This is a genomic window from Olleya sp. Hel_I_94 (assembly GCF_007827365.1).
GTDB lineage: Bacteria > Bacteroidota > Bacteroidia > Flavobacteriales > Flavobacteriaceae > Olleya.
In genome coordinates, this window is the sequence record NZ_VISI01000001.1 from 567,650 (window position 1) to 584,609 (window position 16,960).

At 31.7% G+C, this 16,960-nt stretch carries 15 protein-coding genes; 10 read left to right on the forward strand and 5 right to left on the reverse strand.

What is annotated here, in order from left to right; all coding sequences use genetic code 11:
* Positions 1 to 53: 53 nt before the first annotated feature.
* On the reverse strand, positions 54 to 1,112 hold the full coding sequence (locus JM82_RS02810) for a hypothetical protein (protein WP_145001014.1): 1,059 nt from the start codon (positions 1,110 to 1,112) through the stop codon (positions 54 to 56).
* A 333-nt stretch (positions 1,113 to 1,445) separates the two neighbouring features.
* On the opposite strand from JM82_RS02810, the gene JM82_RS02815 reads away from it, so the two are divergent.
* From JM82_RS02815 to JM82_RS02845, 7 genes are all read left to right on the forward strand, one after another.
* Positions 1,446 to 1,961: an RNA polymerase sigma factor gene (locus JM82_RS02815; protein ID WP_145001016.1), complete on the forward strand. Its 516-nt coding sequence runs from the start codon at positions 1,446 to 1,448 to the stop codon at positions 1,959 to 1,961.
* 52 nt (positions 1,962 to 2,013) lie between these two features.
* Complete coding sequence (locus tag JM82_RS02820; RefSeq protein ID WP_145001019.1) at positions 2,014 to 2,925, forward strand: FecR family protein; 912 nt, start codon at positions 2,014 to 2,016, stop codon at positions 2,923 to 2,925.
* On the forward strand, positions 2,885 to 5,452 hold the full coding sequence (locus tag JM82_RS02825; protein WP_315897447.1) for a TonB-dependent receptor domain-containing protein: 2,568 nt from the start codon (positions 2,885 to 2,887) through the stop codon (positions 5,450 to 5,452). The genes JM82_RS02820 and JM82_RS02825 overlap by 41 nt, the downstream gene beginning before the upstream one ends.
* Positions 5,453 to 5,529: 77 nt before the next feature.
* Positions 5,530 to 6,459: a hypothetical protein gene (locus JM82_RS02830; protein ID WP_145001021.1), complete on the forward strand. Its 930-nt coding sequence runs from the start codon at positions 5,530 to 5,532 to the stop codon at positions 6,457 to 6,459.
* A gap of 90 nt (positions 6,460 to 6,549) precedes the next feature.
* Positions 6,550 to 7,212 carry a 3,4-dihydroxy-2-butanone-4-phosphate synthase gene (gene ribB, locus JM82_RS02835; protein ID WP_145001023.1) on the forward strand — a complete coding sequence of 221 codons (663 nt, stop codon included), beginning with the start codon at positions 6,550 to 6,552 and terminating at the stop codon, positions 7,210 to 7,212.
* On the forward strand, positions 7,213 to 7,788 hold the full coding sequence (locus JM82_RS02840; RefSeq protein WP_145001025.1) for a Crp/Fnr family transcriptional regulator: 576 nt from the start codon (positions 7,213 to 7,215) through the stop codon (positions 7,786 to 7,788).
* 109 nt (positions 7,789 to 7,897) lie between these two features.
* Positions 7,898 to 8,665, forward strand: coding sequence for a hypothetical protein (locus JM82_RS02845; RefSeq protein ID WP_145001027.1), 768 nt, complete (start codon positions 7,898 to 7,900; stop codon positions 8,663 to 8,665).
* A 97-nt stretch (positions 8,666 to 8,762) separates the two neighbouring features.
* On the opposite strand, the gene argS is transcribed toward JM82_RS02845, so the two are convergent.
* Positions 8,763 to 10,547, reverse strand: a complete 1,785-nt coding sequence (gene argS / locus JM82_RS02850) for an arginine--tRNA ligase (RefSeq protein ID WP_145001029.1) — start codon at positions 10,545 to 10,547, stop codon at positions 8,763 to 8,765.
* Positions 10,548 to 10,903: 356 nt separating this feature from the next.
* Here argS and JM82_RS02855 point away from each other — a divergent pair, with 356 nt between their 5' ends.
* The gene (locus JM82_RS02855; RefSeq protein ID WP_145001031.1) at positions 10,904 to 13,036 is read left to right on the forward strand and encodes a tetratricopeptide repeat-containing sensor histidine kinase; all 2,133 of its coding nucleotides are present in this window, start codon (positions 10,904 to 10,906) and stop codon (positions 13,034 to 13,036) included.
* Here the strand turns inward: JM82_RS02855 and ctlX are convergent.
* Entirely contained in the window at positions 12,969 to 13,901 is a 933-nt protein-coding gene (gene ctlX, locus JM82_RS02860) for a citrulline utilization hydrolase CtlX (protein WP_145001033.1), read from the reverse strand. The two genes, JM82_RS02855 and ctlX, sit on opposite strands and share 68 nt — an antisense overlap.
* 83 nt (positions 13,902 to 13,984) lie before the next feature.
* Between ctlX and JM82_RS02865 the strand changes: the two genes are divergently transcribed.
* Together JM82_RS02865 and JM82_RS02870 are read left to right on the forward strand one after the other, a co-directional pair.
* Positions 13,985 to 14,479: a hypothetical protein gene (locus JM82_RS02865; protein WP_145001035.1), complete on the forward strand. Its 495-nt coding sequence runs from the start codon at positions 13,985 to 13,987 to the stop codon at positions 14,477 to 14,479.
* Positions 14,480 to 14,720: 241 nt separating this feature from the next.
* Positions 14,721 to 15,158, forward strand: a complete 438-nt coding sequence (locus tag JM82_RS02870; RefSeq protein WP_145001037.1) for a hypothetical protein — start codon at positions 14,721 to 14,723, stop codon at positions 15,156 to 15,158.
* Positions 15,159 to 15,227: 69 nt separating this feature from the next.
* On the opposite strand, the gene JM82_RS02875 is transcribed toward JM82_RS02870, so the two are convergent.
* Both JM82_RS02875 and JM82_RS02880 read right to left on the reverse strand, forming a co-directional pair.
* A complete protein-coding gene (locus JM82_RS02875; RefSeq protein WP_145001039.1) occupies positions 15,228 to 15,914 on the reverse strand; it encodes an SDR family NAD(P)-dependent oxidoreductase in 687 nt (228 codons plus the stop codon).
* Positions 15,904 to 16,866 (reverse strand): M28 family peptidase, encoded by a 963-nt coding sequence (locus JM82_RS02880; RefSeq protein WP_145001041.1) that lies wholly within the window; start codon positions 16,864 to 16,866, stop codon positions 15,904 to 15,906. The genes JM82_RS02875 and JM82_RS02880 overlap by 11 nt, the downstream gene beginning before the upstream one ends.
* Between the last annotated feature and the right edge of the window lie 94 nt (positions 16,867 to 16,960).

Sequence of the window (16,960 nt, forward strand, 5' to 3'; positions counted from 1 at the left end):
TTGTATTAAAATAGCTGTTTTTCAGAAGGTATACATCACTACGCTGTAGTAACTTATATTTGTGTTAACACTAATGTTAACGCTGCGTTTGTCGTGCTTTGTAATGATATGGTCGTGTTGCTAAAACTTGTAACAGCCCAATTTTGATTTAATAAATTAAATGTGATATTCCCTGTAAAGGTTAAATCTAAAAACACTTCTGTTTGAGAAGCTACCTGATAAGTCCCTTGTACATCTTGCACAGCAACATTAACTGTATTCTCTGCTACCACAGATAAGTCGTTTGCAAAATCTATGGTAAACTCAGCAAAATCTGATGCTGTATCTACACCTGCGTTTATAACAGACTGTACCTGAAACAATCCATCAACCAATATCGTCTCTAAAGCATCAGCATCTTCAGCTGCTTGCTCTTCAACTCCTTGTACATTTAAACAATCCGAAATTGCTGCTTGCAATTCTGCGTCGCTATTAAATGTTACTGCTTGATTACCACTAGCATCGACAGTAGCTGTAATTGGATAATTTATTGCAAATAATTGATCATCACCAAAGTCACTTATATACGCATATAACTGCTGTTCGGTTTCTAATACAACACTTCCAGTTTGTTCTAAACTTAAACTATAGGTTAATAAGGTTATTGGAAAATCAATATCTACACAAGTAACCGCTTCCTCTCCTGATGCTGTTAAAGTTTGACATACATCAATAAAACCTTCATATATTGATTGGTTTTCAACAACAACTTCAGTATAATTACTTAGTCTAATTGTTACTGGAAATTGCAGTTCTACTATATCTTCATCTGTATTAAATTGTGCCAAAATATCAATCACTTGTTGATAATCTGCCTGATTAACAATAGTAACTTCTGTTCCGTTTACCGTTGCTGTGACTGGCAAAAGTATTGATGAACATGAGTTACCATCTAAAAAATCATCAAACGATCCATCATACATTGAGGTACGCTCTAAATTACTAGCAGTTTGAGAATTTGAAGTATTAGTATTTGGATTATCTCCACTTTCATTATCAATTTCATCTTGACAAGATGTTAATGTCATTAATGAAGTTAAAAATAAGGCTGTAATAAATTTTAAGTTTTTCATAATTTTAAATGTTTGTAAAGTTAATTTTTCTTTTTTTAATGAAATTATTTTCTTTTTGAAAGCTATTTTTTCGCCATGCTATTGGTAAGACAACTGGATTTTATTTTACCCTACCTTAAAATTTCAAATAAGTGATTAATTATATAAATTGAAGCGGTAAAGCTTGTTAACAAGATGATTATTAAGATTGTTTCAATGATGGTTATTAGTTTTTCGGTGTCCATGTTTACTATTTTAGATTGTTCTGCCAATAAGACAACACAAAATATTTTTACCCTACTTTTACGCGAACATTATATTTAGCCTAACCTATTTAAAAGCTAAAATTGGTTTATGAGTGAGAATACAAACAACCTCTGTGAGGAAAAAAACTTTAGTGATTTTTATATCAAGCATATGCAATCTGCGAGTAATTTTGCATTTTATAAATGTGGCGATTCTGCAAAAAGCCTAGACTTAGTACAAGATGCCTTTTCAAAAATTTGGGAAAATTGTGCTAAAATAAATTTTGATAAAGCCAAGACGTATTTATTTACATCTATTAATAATATGTTTTTAAACACCATAAAACATAATAAAGTGGTTATGGAGTATGCTAAAGCTGCACCTTATTTAGATATGGACAATCAAAGTCCAGAATATTTATTAGAAGAAGAAGAGTTTAAAACAAAATTGCAAAATGCAATTGCATTATTAACAGATGGACAGCGTGAAGTGTTTTTATTAAATAGAATTGAAGGTAAAAAGTATCGTGAGATTGCTACCTTATTAAACCTCTCGCAAAAAGCAGTCGAAAAACGCATGTCAATTGCTTTAAAAACTTTGAAGCAACATATACAGAATATTTAATCAAGTAGGGTAAACAAGACATTAGTTGTCTTAATATTGAAGGACGTTTACAATGAAAAAAGAAAAAAACATATTACAATGGTTTAATAACGAGTTGTCTAATCAAGAATTAGATGATTTAAAAAAATCTGAAGACTTTAAGACTTTAGAAAAAATAAAGCATTACAGCTCACAATTAGAAGCACCTAAAGTTGATGCCCAACAAGCGTTGCAACAATTTAAACAAAGACAATTAACAAAAACAAAACCTAAGGTTATTGCTTTAAACTATAAATCATTTTTAAAGATAGCAGCACTATTAGTAGTTATGCTTGGAGGTTCTTATTTTCTGTTTTTTAATAATACAGAATCGTTTAGCACACAAATAGCGCAAAACAAAACGATTACATTACCTGACAACTCTCAAGTTATTTTAAATGCAAAATCTAAACTGTCCTACAACAAAAAAACGTGGGACAAGCAACGTGACTTAAAATTAGATGGTGAAGCCTTTTTTAAAGTAGAAAAAGGTCAAAAATTTACAGTTAACACTACTGCTGGACTAGTACAAGTATTAGGTACACAATTTAACGTAAAAGAACGTGACAATTATTTTGAAGTGATTTGCTACGAAGGATTGGTTAGCGTAACACACAATAATAAAACCATAAAACTACCTAAAGGCAATGGGTTTAAGGTTACTAACGGAACCATTGATCTTATAACAAACAACACGACCACAAAACCAGATTGGATGCAAGCAGAAAGCAGCTTTACAAACATAGCGTTACAAGAGGTTATTGCAGAACTAGAGCGCCAATATAACATCACTATAAAAGCAACAGCTGTAGATACAACCCAACTGTTTTCTGGTACTTTTACACACAATAATTTAAACACTGCTTTACAATCCATAACCATACCTTTAAAAATTAGTTTTAAAATTGAAGGACAAACCGTTACATTTTATAACTATGGAGGTTAGACATTGGCTTGTTGGTTTGTATCTATTAATGGTATCTACTGGTTTTAGTCAAAACCAACAGATACCATTAGCTGATTATTTGACAACTATCGAAACCACTTTTAATGTCAAATTTAGTTATGCTGTAAAGGACGTGACTAATATTAATATTACACGACCTGCTAACACTTTAGACTTAAAAAGCACATTAGACTATCTAAATGCTAATACACTTTTAAATTTTAAAACACTAGACAACCGTTACATTACAGTTTCGGTGTTAGAAAAAACTATTTCTATTTGCGGTACTGTACTTTCTCCAGAAACAAATCAAGGTCTTTTAGGTGCTTCAATTGCTGTAAACAATACTTACTTAGGCACAACTAGTGATAATAATGGTCAATTTAATTTAAAGAAAATTCCGCTGCAAGCGACAATAACCATTTCGTATCTAGGATTTAAAGACCAAATTATTACTGCAAGAGCTTTTTTTGATAGTCAACAAGGCTGCAAACCCATTACGCTATTAGTAGATAACCAGATGTTAAATGAAGTTTTAATCACCAAATATTTAACCACAGGATTACAAAAATTAATAGACGGAAACATCGTGTTAAACACAGAACAATTTGGAATTTTACCAGGTTTAATAGCACCTGATATTTTACAATCCATTCAAGTACTTCCTGGCGTAGAAAGCGTTAACGAGAGTGTTGCTAATATAAATGTTAGAGGCGGAACCAATGACCAAAACCTAATACTTTGGGATGGCATTAAAATGTACCATTCTGGACATTTTTTTGGGTTAATATCTGCTTATAATCCATATTTAACCAACAAAGTTATGGTTACCAAAAACGGAACAAGTAGTCAATATAGCGATGGTGTATCTAGTACAATTAACATGTTTACTAAGGATAAAATTACAAACACTTTTTCTGGAGGCGCTGGTGTTAATTTAATTAGTGCAGATGCTTTTTTAGAAATTCCGATATCCAAAAAATTAGCACTACATATCTCAGGACGACGCTCCATTACAGATGCATTTAGCACACCAACATATGATAATTATTTTGAAAGAAGTTTTCAGGATAGCGACATTAACATCAATCCAAATCTAGACAATAGCACAACACAATCCGATTTTGTGTTTTATGATTATACCGCAAAAGTCCTTTTTGATTTAAACGATAAACACCAATTTAGAGCCAATATTATTGGTATAAATAATAATTTAGATTATACCGAAAGCAGTACAGATAGCAACACTACGACCTCTACAAAAACCAGCAATTTAACTCAAGATAATTTAGGTTATGGCGGAAACTGGAATGCACAATGGAATGATGCTTTTAGCACTAACCTGTCAGGTAGTTACTCGCAATACAACGTAGACGCTTCGGATTTGCGTGTGCAAACCAATCAGCGTTTAACACAAGCTAATGAGGTTTCAGAAACTAGCTTACAATTAAAAACAGAATACAAACCTAACGGTAATCTTTCTTTTATTAATGGCTATCAGTTTAACGAGATTGGTATATTAAACCAAACCACAGTCACTGTTCCATCCTACTCTAAAACAAAAAAAGACGTCTTATTAAACCATGCTTTTTTTACAGAAGTACAATACCATAAAAACAACACGTACGTAAAATTAGGTGCACGTGCCAATTACTTCCAGAAATTTGACCAATTACTAATAGAACCTAGATTAAATGTACGACAAAAACTATCTAACCAATTTGCTATAAAACTGGAAGGCGAATTTAAAAATCAAACTGCCACGCAAATTGTAGATTTTCAGGATGATTTTTTAGGTGTAGAAAACAGACGTTGGATACTGGCAGACAACCAAAGCATACCAATTTCAAAAAGTAAACAAGCCTCTTTTGGTATAGACTTTAAACAACATAATTTTAATCTAGATTTGACTAGCTTTTATAAAGTAGTCCATGGTATTACTGCCAGAAATCAAGGATTTTATAATAACTTTCAATATTTAAACGCTATTGGAAATTACACCTCTAAAGGTGTCGAGTTTTTAGCTAACAAAACAGCAGACCGTTTTAGCACATGGTTAAGTTATACGTACAGTATTAACGACTATCAATTTGACAGTTTTACACCATCTGTATTCCCAAATAATGTGGATATTAGACACTCGGTGTCATTAGGTTTTAATTATACTGTATTACAAAATTTACAACTCTCCGTAGGTAGTGTTTGGCATTCTGGTCAGCCGTATACCAATCCACTTGCCAGTAGTCCAACCGTCCAAATCAATAATAACTACTACGTTAACTACGACCAACCAAACAGTCAAAATGTGGATCCGTTTTTTAGATTGGACGCATCTATTAATTATGACTTTAATTTTACAAAGGACTCAAAACTTAGTTTTAGAGCTGGTGTAATAAATCTAACCAATCACCATAATACCATAAATCGTTATTTTGAAGTCGATCCAGAAGACACCAACAAAACCATCCAAATCGATAATAAATCCCTAGGATTAACACCAAACGCTAGTTTGCGTTACAGCTTTTAATAGCTTATCTTTCTTAACATTAAAGGTTTTTAAAAGACCCTTTTAGATGCACAATTGATAAGCAACACCATTTTAAGATGAAAAAAACTATCATAATACTTTTTCTATTGTTAGCAATAACCGCTTGCAAGAACAACACCAACCAACCACAGTCACCAACCGAAACACCTTCCGAATACCAAGACACTATAACAACCCATTACCAATTATATAAACCTACCCAAAAAGCAAAAGCAGTATTAATCCTTTTTGGCGGTTTTCCGGAACAAGCAGACGACATTAAAAAAGAATTTAAAATTCTGGAACTTGCTAAAAAAAACAATATTGCTGTCCTACTATCTAACTACAATCAAAAACTATGGTTAGACACACAAGACAAACAACAACTAGCTACTTTATTACAAAACGCTATTACTGATAACCAATTACCAACAGATGCCATTTATATTGGTGGTTTTTCCAGTGGAGGCGTTGTAAGTCTACTGCTAAGCGATTTTATAACAGTCTCAAAACAGTATAACATTACTCCAAAAGGTGTCTTTATTGTGGACTCACCTATTGACCTAGAAGCCTTGTACAAAGCGTCCCAAAAAAATCTAGCTCGACAATTTTCTGAGGTCTCAGTCGAAGAAAGCACATGGATACAAAACACATTAACTGAAGCTTTTGGACCACCAGAAACCAATCTGGACAACTACCAAAACAATAGTGTGTACACATACAGTAGTAACTACACAAAAAACCTACAACATTTAAAGGATACAAAAATACGACTGTACACAGAGCCTGATACACTATGGTGGAAAACCAACCGAAAGGCAGATTATGACCAAATGAATGCGTATTACATTAAAAAATTAGCCGAACAACTACAAGCACAACAGTTTAAAAACGTGCAATACATACCAACCAAAAATAAAGGTTACCGATCCAATGGAGACAGACATCCACACAGTTGGTCTATCATAGATGTGGAAGATTTGGTAGCTTGGATTTTAAACGACTAACTATTTAAAATAAATTAATTATTTGACATACATCAAATAATATGGTTTACTACAACTTTAGTTTTGCATCTTAATAATTATAAAAAAATTATGATACTTACAGAACTAAATTCAAAAGAATTATCTGGCTATACAAGTCAAGATCGTGTTGAAAACGCATTGCAACAACTTCGAGAAGGAAAAGGAATTATTTTAACAGATGATGAAAATCGAGAAAATGAAGGCGATTTAATATACTCTGCACAACACATGACCTTAAAGGATATGGCACTTATGATAAGACATTGTAGTGGTATAGTTTGCTTATGTTTAACTAATCAAAAGGCCGATATATTAAAACTTCCTTATATGGTAAAAGAAAACACCAGTAGTTATCAAACCCCTTTTACCATTTCTATCGAAGCAAAAAAAGGGGTAACCACTGGTGTATCAGCTAGTGATAGACTAAAAACTATACAAGTGGCTTGTAACAGTAATGCCACAAGTAAAGACCTTGCAAAACCTGGTCATATTTTTCCTTTAAGAGCCAATAAAAATGGTGTCCTAGAAAGACCAGGACACACAGAAGGTAGTATTGATTTAATGAAGTTGGGAGGCTTAAAACCAGAGGCTGTATTGTGCGAATTAATGAATGAAGATGGAACGATGGCTAATACAAATACAATTATATCATTTGCAAAACAACATGATTTAATAGTCCTATCTATACAGGATATTATTGATTATCGTAAATTTATAAGAGACTACAAATAAATGACAAACTACATTGAACTCACCAATTTTATAAAGAAGAATATTGACATTGAAGATAAAGACCTAGAAGTGATACTATCTTATTTTAAAATGATTAAAAAAAGTAAAAATGCTATTTTACTATCTAATGGAAAAAATAGTCAGGTTAGTTATTTTGTGAAAAAAGGTTGTTTACGCCTGTATTACATAGACGAGGAAGGTAAAGAAATTACACGTTACATTGCTTTTGAAAATCAATTTGCCACAGAGCTTGTCAGTTTTATAACCAATGAACCTGCTCAGGAAACCATTCAGGTTATAGAAAACAGTGAGTTACTATATATCACACATGATGATTTTAGACACTTAATGACTATCATACCTATATGGAAAGATTTTTACAGAATCTATTTAGAAAAAGCTTACGTAAATAATTCACGACGCTTGTTATCGTTTACAGCTTTAGATGCATCAGAAAGGTATAAACAATTGTTTAAAATAAATCCAAATATTGTCAAGCGACTACCAAATAAAATAGTGGCATCTTATATTAACATATCACAAGAAACCTTAAGTCGAATAAAATCTAAAATCTAATTTCATATTATATTAACTACTCTATTCATTAAAAAAACTTCAAACATATAAATCATGATAAATAGGTTACCTTTCCAAAAAACAACTTAATACATAATAAACCTAATAAATGAAAAAAGTAATTTACACCTTTGCACTTTTAGCAGTCTCATTAATGTCTTGTGAAAGTAGTTCTGATGATGAAACAACTCCTCTTGACGCCACACCTGCTAACGAGACAATATTACCGACTCAATTAGATATTGTTTATTCTGATGGAGAAACCGAAACGATTACATACAGTTATGATGGAATGAAACTTATAAAAGAAGAATCATCTGATGGTTACTATACAGATTATGTTTATACAGATAATATATTAAGCGCAATTAATTACTACGAGGATACTGATCCTGAAATCCTAGAATCATACACGTACGATGTTCAAGGACGTGTTGAAACAATTTCAACCAATATTATTGGCGTAGGTATATATGAGTATAGCCAAACTTACAATTCAGACAACTCTGTAATTACACAAACCTCAACAACTTCTGCTGGCGCAACACCTTCTACCACTACAGTTAGCAATGGTAATGTAGTAAACTCTACAGATGGAACATATTACACGACTACTTTCAATTATGACTCTAAAAATGGCGTGTTTAAAAATATAGATGTAAGAGATGTATTGGTAACCATTGAATCTGAAAATGGTTATGCTACTAATTTCACATTAAATAATCGCACTAGCGAACAGGTAGTAGATAATCAAACTTTAGATAGTGAAAACTATACGTATACTATGACTTACACTAGTTTTGATTACCCAAGAACGGTTCAAGAAAGCGAAGAAGGAGATATCACATTATATACTTACACGTATAATAACGATTAAAGTCTACAGCGTATTACTTTAAAATAAGCAAAAAAAATCATAAAAAAAAACGCTTTCAATACTTGAAAGCGTTTTTTTATATAGTAAAGTATTAAGCTTACATGCGCTCTGGCACTGCAACACCTAATAAGCTAAATGCATTTTTTATAGTATTTGCTACGGTTTTAGATAGCTGTACTCTAAATACAATTTCGTTTTGTGTATCTGCACCAAGTATTGATACGTTTTGATAAAAACTATTAAAGGCTTTTACCAAGTCGTAAGTATAATTAGCAATTAACGCAGGACTGTGGTTAGTTGCTGCTTGCTGTATTACTTCTGGAAACAATTGTAATTGCTTGATTAACTCACGCTCCTTGTCGTCCAAAGTCACTTGGTCTGCACTTAGCGTTATAGCCTCTGTGATATTAGCCTTACGTAGTATAGATTGGATTCTAGCATACGTATATTGTATAAAAGGTCCTGTATTACCCTGAAAATCGATAGACTCTTTTGGATCAAATAAAATACGTTTTTTAGGATCTACTTTTAAAATGTAATATTTTAAAGCACCTAAACCAATGGTTTTATACAGGTCTGCTTTTTCTTGATCTGTATAACCGTCTAGCTTACCTAAATCTTCAGAGATGGTTTGTGCTGTGTCAGCCATTTCGACAATTAAATCGTCAGCATCTACAACTGTACCTTCTCTACTTTTCATTTTTCCAGAAGGTAAATCTACCATTCCGTAACTTAAATGAAACAGGTTTTTAGCCCAATCAAAGCCTAGTTTTTTAATAATTAAAAATAGGACTTGAAAGTGGTATTCTTGCTCATTACCAACAGTATACACCATACCACCAACATCTGGATAATCCTTAACACGTTGGATAGCTGTCCCAATATCTTGGGTCATGTAAACTGCTGTTCCGTCAGAACGTAATACAATTTTTTCGTCTAAACCATCTGCTGTTAAATCGCACCAAACCGAACCATCTTCTTTTTTAAAGAACACGCCAGATTTTAAACCTTCGGCAACAAACTCTTTTCCTAAAAGGTAGGTTTGACTTTCATAATATAAATTATCAAAATCTACACCTAGGTTTTTATACGTTTGGTCAAAACCTTTATAAACCCAACCGTTCATGGTTTGCCATAAAGCAACAACATCCTTATCTCCTGCTTCCCATTGTTGTAGCATTTGTTGTGCTGCTACTAAAATTGGTGCTTCTTTTTTGGCGTCATCTTCAGTTTTACCTTCTGCTATTAACGCTGCAATTTCTTTTTTATATTCTTGGTCAAACTTAACGTAGTAGTTACCTACTAACTTATCGCCTTTTAAACCAGTAGATTCTGGTGTTTCACCATGACCAAAACGTTGCCAAGCTAACATACTTTTACAAATATGTATTCCTCTATCGTTTATAATTTGTGTTTTGTATACTTTTTTACCAGACGCCTTTAATATTTCGGCTACGCTATATCCTAATAAGTTGTTTCGGATGTGACCAAGGTGTAATGGTTTGTTTGTATTTGGCGAAGAATACTCAACCATTACGGCTTTATTTTCCGCGGAAGCGTTAACAAAACCAAATGTGTCTTGATCCTTAATAGAATTAAAATAATTTACAAAATACGATGCCTGAATCTCTAGATTTAAAAAGCCTTTAACTACGTTAAACCCTTCTACTTCTGCGACATTGTCCACCAAATAATTACCAATAGCCTCACCTATTTGCACAGGATTACCTTTTACAACCCTTAACATTGGAAACACAACTACTGTAATATCTCCAGCAAATTCTTTACGTGTTGCTTGGAATTCTACAGTTTCTAAATCTGCGCTATAAACGGATTTAAAGGCTTGTTTAACGTGTTGCTCTAAGATGTTATGAAGGCTCATTGATTATATTTTTTGAAAGGGCAAATATAGCATTTATTGAGCATAAACTAAGGCTTTTTGTTATCCTTATTAGCTTGGCGTATTGGATTAAAAAAAGTAAAATACAACTTTAACATAATTGTTATTATATATGCTAAGTAAGTCTAAAAATAATAAAAATACCGTTAGTCTAATTTTTTGGCATTACCACTTAAAAATTATGATATCAGCATTTTAATAATCATTTTTAACCCTCGAAGAAAAATCCCTCCAGTTTCTTCTGTAATCAAACTAACTATTAAGTCATTACCCTAATTACGGTTAGATTGCTTTTATGTGCAATTTATCTTACATTTGTTGTAATGCTGTATATTTAAATGAAGCGACTGATTGTCCTTTTATGCCTACTAAATTTAGCTTTTGGCTTTTCGCAAGAAGAAGAGCTGGAAAGCTTGACTATTCAATTAGCTTATCAGGATCCTGATATCTCTAAAGTTGATACGTCGGTTAGCATTATTAAATTACTTTTTAAAACCGAAGATTACAGCAAAGCATTAAAGTTTATTAAGCAAAGTGAAAAACTAGCTAAAGACTTAGACTATAAAAAAGGACTGGCTGAAATTACATACTACAAAGCTAAAATCCACCATCAAGAAGGACAATACCAAATGGCTGTTGGCGAATTTAAAAACGCTAAAACGTTATTTACCACTATTAAAGACACCATTACTGTTGCTAAAATAAATAGTGATCTTGGCTTTATAGAAATTGAAAATGGTAATTACAAAGTTGGTTTAAACTATGCGTTGTCTGCGATACAAGAGTTAGAAAAACGATCGCTTTTTAATGATTTATCTACCAATTATGAAAGTCTTGCTAATGCCTACCAAAACGCCAATGTTTTAGACAAAGCAATTACCTACAACATAAAAAAGATAGAGGTCGATAATAAAATTAATAATATTAAAGGACTTATTGCTACCAATAAAAAACTAGGAGATATTTACACTTCTAATAAAAATTATAACCAAGCCATTAGTTATTACGAAAGCGCTTTGGGTTATGCTGGCAATAATGACGAAACCACTAGAGCAAACATTTTACCTTATTTAGGTAATGCATATTTAATGGATAAGGATTATAAAACGTCTGCAAGATATTTATTAGAATCCATTAACCTGAACAGACGTTTTGAAAACCAAGAAGGTGTGTTGATTGCTTTAAATAGTTTAGGCGAATTATACCTAAAACAAAACCGTTTAAGTACTGCACAGGAACAATTATTGGAGGCTTCCAATTTAAGTCGCTTATTAAACAATGATGAGCAATTACTTAAAAATTATAGATTAATGAACACGTTAGACAGTATTAAAGGCGACTTTGATAATGCTTATGTGTGGCAAAGCCAGTATTATAGTTTAAAGGAAAAAATAGATGCTGAAAACAATAAAAAATCGGCAATCATAAAAATTGACACCATAGATGACACTACTGCTGAAGTGGATAATATTATTTTACCTGTTACCACCAATGATACGGTTGTTAGCAAGAAAAAATATGACAAATTTAAACTAATCTTTTACGCACTACTAGCTGCTTTTGCTGTGGTCTTAACCTTTTTTGTACTGTTTTATTTAAAACGAAATAATAGATTAAAATATACCAGAGAGCTAGAGGCTAAGAATAAAAAAATAGAGTTGCAAAACGAAGCTATTTTAGAGCAAAGTAAGCATCTAGAAAACATTAATAAGGTTAAAGACAAATTGTTTTCCATAGTCTCTCATGATTTAAAAGACTCGTTAACCTCTACTAAAGGGTTTATTGATTTATTAAAAGAAGGACAGCTTACGCAAGACGAATTTCATAGTTTATTACCAGAACTAAGCGAAAATGCTAATAACGCATCACTACTACTATTTAATCTATTAAACTGGTCTAAGTCTCAAATGCAGTCTTTAGAGCCAAAACCAACCTTATTTGATATTCAAGAAGTATTTGCAGAGAAGGTAAAACTTATGGATCAAAAATTTGATGCTAAAGGTGTCAAACTAATTGATAAAACGTTACGCGATTTTGTTTATGCAGATCGAAGCATGATAGAAATTGTAATACAAAACCTATTAGCTAATGCTGTTAAGTTTTGCAACAGAGGCGACCTTATTACTATTACCAATCAGATTAGTAATGGTAAGTCTATTATTAGCATTGAAGATACAGGTGTTGGTATTACTAAAGAAAACCAAAGCAAACTTTTTGGCAACAATACTTTTACCACTAGAGGTACCAATAAAGAAAAAGGTACTGGATTAGGACTAACTATATGCCGAGAGTTAGTAGACTTAAACAATGGAAAAATTTGGGTGGAAAGCGAACTAAATATAGGGAGCACTTTTTATATAGAACTCCCTAAAAGTAGAATTGAAAATTTAAGTGATACTGAAACTACACCTTTGGTAGAAACACCTCAGCCATCATACAGCGAGCGCTACCACCTCCACAAGTCTCAATAGTTTCTAAACTACTTGATAATATTGGACAGTGTGCTTCAATTAATTGTATTTGAGTTGGCGTTAAACTGTCATGAGCAGCTTGACTCATCACTAAATAAAGTTTATCATCCTTACCTTTAACTTGCAACATGTTACCAGCAAATTGGTGCATTTGTGCTTCAGTAATTTTAATAACTTTTTTGTTGTTTTTCTCTAAGTTACTCACCACATTTTTGCGTTCTTTTTTATCATCAATAGTATCTAAACATATGACAGCAAAAGTCTCGGCTAAACACATCATTACGTTAGTATGATAAATTGGTAAGCGCTTACCATCAACCGTTTGATTTGCAGTAAAAACGACTGGTGTGTATTCAAAATCTTCGCAAAATTCGATAAATAAATCCTCATCAGCTCTTGGTGATAATGCACAATAAGCAATCTCGTTTACACGATCTAACAATAAACTTCCGGTACCTTCTAAAAATAGCCCTTCGTCCTCTGCAGATGTGTAATCTATAATATTATTAATTTTAAAACCTTCTTGTTCTAATCTTAAAAACACATCTTCGCGTCTTTCTCTTCTTCTGTTTTCAGCAAACATAGGATACATAGCGATGTCACCATTTTCATGAAAACTCACCCAATTGTTTGGAAAAATAGAGTCTGGAGTATCCAAAGATGCCTTATCATCTATCACAATTACATTTACACCTACAGCTCTAAGTTTGTCTACATAAGCATCAAACTCGTCTTGAGCTTTTTTATTTATTTCGACATTTTTAAGATCTAAATCCTCTTGAAAATAGTTATTTACTGCTGTTTGCTCATTCATCCTAAAATTTACAGGACGAATCATTAATATTGTATTTGCTGTTTGATGCATATTAAAATTTTTCACAAAAGTAAATTAATTTAAAAAGAAAAGCATTTAAAAAATAAGTAAATTGAAATCTTAAAAATCACCTTATGGAATTTGTACAACAGTATTTACAAAGTGAGCGTTTACTTGGCTTAAGCGCAGGAATTATAGGCTTATTATCTATTACTACTGGTATAATTTTTTACGTTAACAAACCACAATTTAAAGTCTTTGCGATTACAATGTTAATCATTGGATTAATAGAAGCTGGATTATTTATAACTGGTTACTTTTTAGTAAACAATCAAAATAACGTAAATAAAAAAATAGAACAATTTGAAAGTAATAAAGACAACTATTTAAAGACTGACAAAATAGTTGTGGATAAAAACCTGAAAGCCTTTTTTATCCTTAAATTAATTTATGCCATAACGTTTATAACCTTAGCTATTGTATTATCTAAGATTAACCTTAAACCCATGTATTTTGGCTTATTTACAGCTTTAATGATCCATCTAGCTGCTGCTATTGTAATTGATACATTTGGAGAACGTTATACTAAAATATATAAGACCAATATTGAAACTACATTAAAATTATAATCACTTAATAATTAGTTTTTATAGCGATGCGCTTAATAATTAATCCCTGATAATAAGGATTCAATAAAAGGATAAAAACATCGATATCCAACACAAACCAACTAAAGACTATTAATAATTTAGATTAAATGTTAAAAATATACGATTAAACAATAGAAAAATTTGTTTTATAATTAAAAATATCTTTTCTTAGTAGTATATTAATAGCATTCCCTTTACACCTAACTGATTAATAGCAACTATGAGATTTTCCCTTATTCTCTTGTTTGTGCTTTCACTAAGTACATTACAAGCTCAACAAAATAACGTTGAAACAGCAAATTCTACCGACTATCTGCAAGTCACTAGATATAGATTACAACCAAAAGATTTAAATCTAGACCATGTTATTGACACTGAAAAAGTCTATATAAAAATATATTATAATGAAACCGCTAGTATTTTGGATGATTATAATTTTTTTAAACCTAAAAAAAACGAAATCTTATTTTTTTACGGAACCAATGCTGAGAACCAAAAATCAGAAATGTTTTTTAAAGTTCATGACAGCTTAAAAGACGTCTATAAAAAGAAAGATTTTAATCAATTAATGCAAGTCATTAAGGTTTTAGAATACAATGTCTTTTCTGAAGATAAGTTTTCAAGTGCTGAAGCCTACGCTGCATTAGAACGTGTGTAATACAAGTATTATATTTAAAAAAATGGCTGACCTTTAATTAAGTCAGCCATTTTTATTTGGTGTAGTTTTTTATGGTGTGGAGTTAGAAACCTGTAACAGTTTACCGTTGTATAATTTATGTCCAGTCAATGCAAAATTAGCCATATAATCTGCCATTTGCTTAGCTGTAGTTGGTGCTTGATAACCTGGAAATGCTTCTTCTAACATTTCAGTCTGCACAGCCCCTAACGCTAACACGTTAAATGAAGGTCCTGTTTCTTTATACTCCTCTGCTAAAAGCTCAGTAAGCGTAATAACAGCTCCTTTACTTGAGCTATATGCAGACAGTCCTGCAAACTTCATACTACCCTGTACGCCTCCCATTGAGCTAACTGTAATAACATGACTATCTTTATTCATATAAGGTAAAACAGTCCTTGTCATTTCGGCAACACCAAACACGTTTGTTTTATAAATGTTTTCAAATTCGTGCATACTTGTTTCTGCAAAAGGTTTATTTAAAACAGCTCCTGCATTATTGATTAAAATATCTACTTGTTTCCAATTATCATTAATAAAAGCATTCACTTTTTTATAATCTTCAGTATTACCTAAATCAAACGAAAAGGAGGTTATATTATCAAAATGAAGGTTATTTACAGGTTGTGCATTTCTTGACAATGCTAAAACGTTATGGCCTTGATTAGCAAAAATGTGCACTAATTCAAACCCAATACCACGACTAGTTCCTGTTATAATTATATTTTTAATTTTCATTTAATGTAATTTCTTTTGTTGGTGTATTACTCATTTTTTCAATACCTGGAATAATACTATTAATTAATTGTACCATATGATTGTAATCTAACTTATCTGCTTCATCATCTACGTGGTGATAATAGTCGTAATTAGATAAATCGCATGAAGAGATCGTATGACATGGTAAGTTGAACTCTTTGTAAAAAGCATAATTATCTGACTGTCTAAATAGATTATACTTGGCAGCAACCTCTGAATAACCTACTACTTTAGTACCAGAATATTCATTAATTTTTTGTGCTATATTAGACTTATCAAAACCTGTAACAAATGCAATGTAATCTCTGTCTTTAAAAGGCACACCAATCATTTCAAGATTAATCATTGTGTACATATTAAAATTATCTTGTTTTAATCGTTTTGCTAAATGCGCAGAACCTAATAAGCCTTTTTCTTCCGCAGAAAAAGTTACAAAAAGTAAGCTTCTTTTATTAGTCTTTTTAGCACCAAAATATTTTGCTAAGGCTAAAACACCACTAGTTCCAGCTGCATTATCATTAGCTCCATTAGCTATACTGTCATTTGCAACCGTTTTACTTTGACCTATATGGTCATAATGTGCACCAATTACAATAAATTCATTTTTTAAAGTAGCATCATTACCTTCTAAATAGCCAACCACATTGTAAGCGTCCAAATCACCTACTTTAAAATTGTCACGATAGGTGTCAAAAAATGGCTTAATACCATAAGCATTAAACTTAGACTCAACATAGTTTGCTGCTTCACCAATACCTTCTGTTCCTGTATTTCTTCCTTTTAGATCGTCAGATGCCAAAAAAGTTACAATATCTTCAATTTCTTGGGTAGTAACAGTATAATCTTTTGGATCTAAAGAGGTCGTATCAACTTTTGTTTTACAAGCATTAACCATTACTGCTAATGCGCATACTAATAATATTTTTTTCATATTTAGTTTGATTTGACTTTAAAGATAAAAAAATCCCAAATCAAATATATTGAAATGGGATTTTATATAATTTAAATTTTAGCTATTGCAAAAC

Excerpts from the sequence above, each read along its gene's own strand:
- JM82_RS02875 (WP_145001039.1), bottom strand. The coding sequence starts at position 15,914 with ATGAAAATTAAAAATATAATTATAACAGGAACTAGTCGTGGTATTGGG.
- ribB (WP_145001023.1), top strand. The coding sequence starts at position 6,550 with ATGATACTTACAGAACTAAATTCAAAAGAATTATCTGGCTATACAAGT.
- JM82_RS02855 (WP_145001031.1), top strand. The coding sequence starts at position 10,904 with ATGAAGCGACTGATTGTCCTTTTATGCCTACTAAATTTAGCTTTTGGC.
- ctlX (WP_145001033.1), bottom strand. The coding sequence starts at position 13,901 with ATGCATCAAACAGCAAATACAATATTAATGATTCGTCCTGTAAATTTT.
- argS (WP_145001029.1), bottom strand. The coding sequence starts at position 10,547 with ATGAGCCTTCATAACATCTTAGAGCAACACGTTAAACAAGCCTTTAAA.
- JM82_RS02865 (WP_145001035.1), top strand. The coding sequence starts at position 13,985 with ATGGAATTTGTACAACAGTATTTACAAAGTGAGCGTTTACTTGGCTTA.
- JM82_RS02830 (WP_145001021.1), top strand. The coding sequence starts at position 5,530 with ATGAAAAAAACTATCATAATACTTTTTCTATTGTTAGCAATAACCGCT.
- JM82_RS02840 (WP_145001025.1), top strand. The coding sequence starts at position 7,213 with ATGACAAACTACATTGAACTCACCAATTTTATAAAGAAGAATATTGAC.
- JM82_RS02845 (WP_145001027.1), top strand. The coding sequence starts at position 7,898 with ATGAAAAAAGTAATTTACACCTTTGCACTTTTAGCAGTCTCATTAATG.
- JM82_RS02870 (WP_145001037.1), top strand. The coding sequence starts at position 14,721 with ATGAGATTTTCCCTTATTCTCTTGTTTGTGCTTTCACTAAGTACATTA.
- JM82_RS02880 (WP_145001041.1), bottom strand. The coding sequence starts at position 16,866 with ATGAAAAAAATATTATTAGTATGCGCATTAGCAGTAATGGTTAATGCT.
- JM82_RS02815 (WP_145001016.1), top strand. The coding sequence starts at position 1,446 with ATGAGTGAGAATACAAACAACCTCTGTGAGGAAAAAAACTTTAGTGAT.
- JM82_RS02820 (WP_145001019.1), top strand. The coding sequence starts at position 2,014 with ATGAAAAAAGAAAAAAACATATTACAATGGTTTAATAACGAGTTGTCT.
- JM82_RS02810 (WP_145001014.1), bottom strand. The coding sequence starts at position 1,112 with ATGAAAAACTTAAAATTTATTACAGCCTTATTTTTAACTTCATTAATG.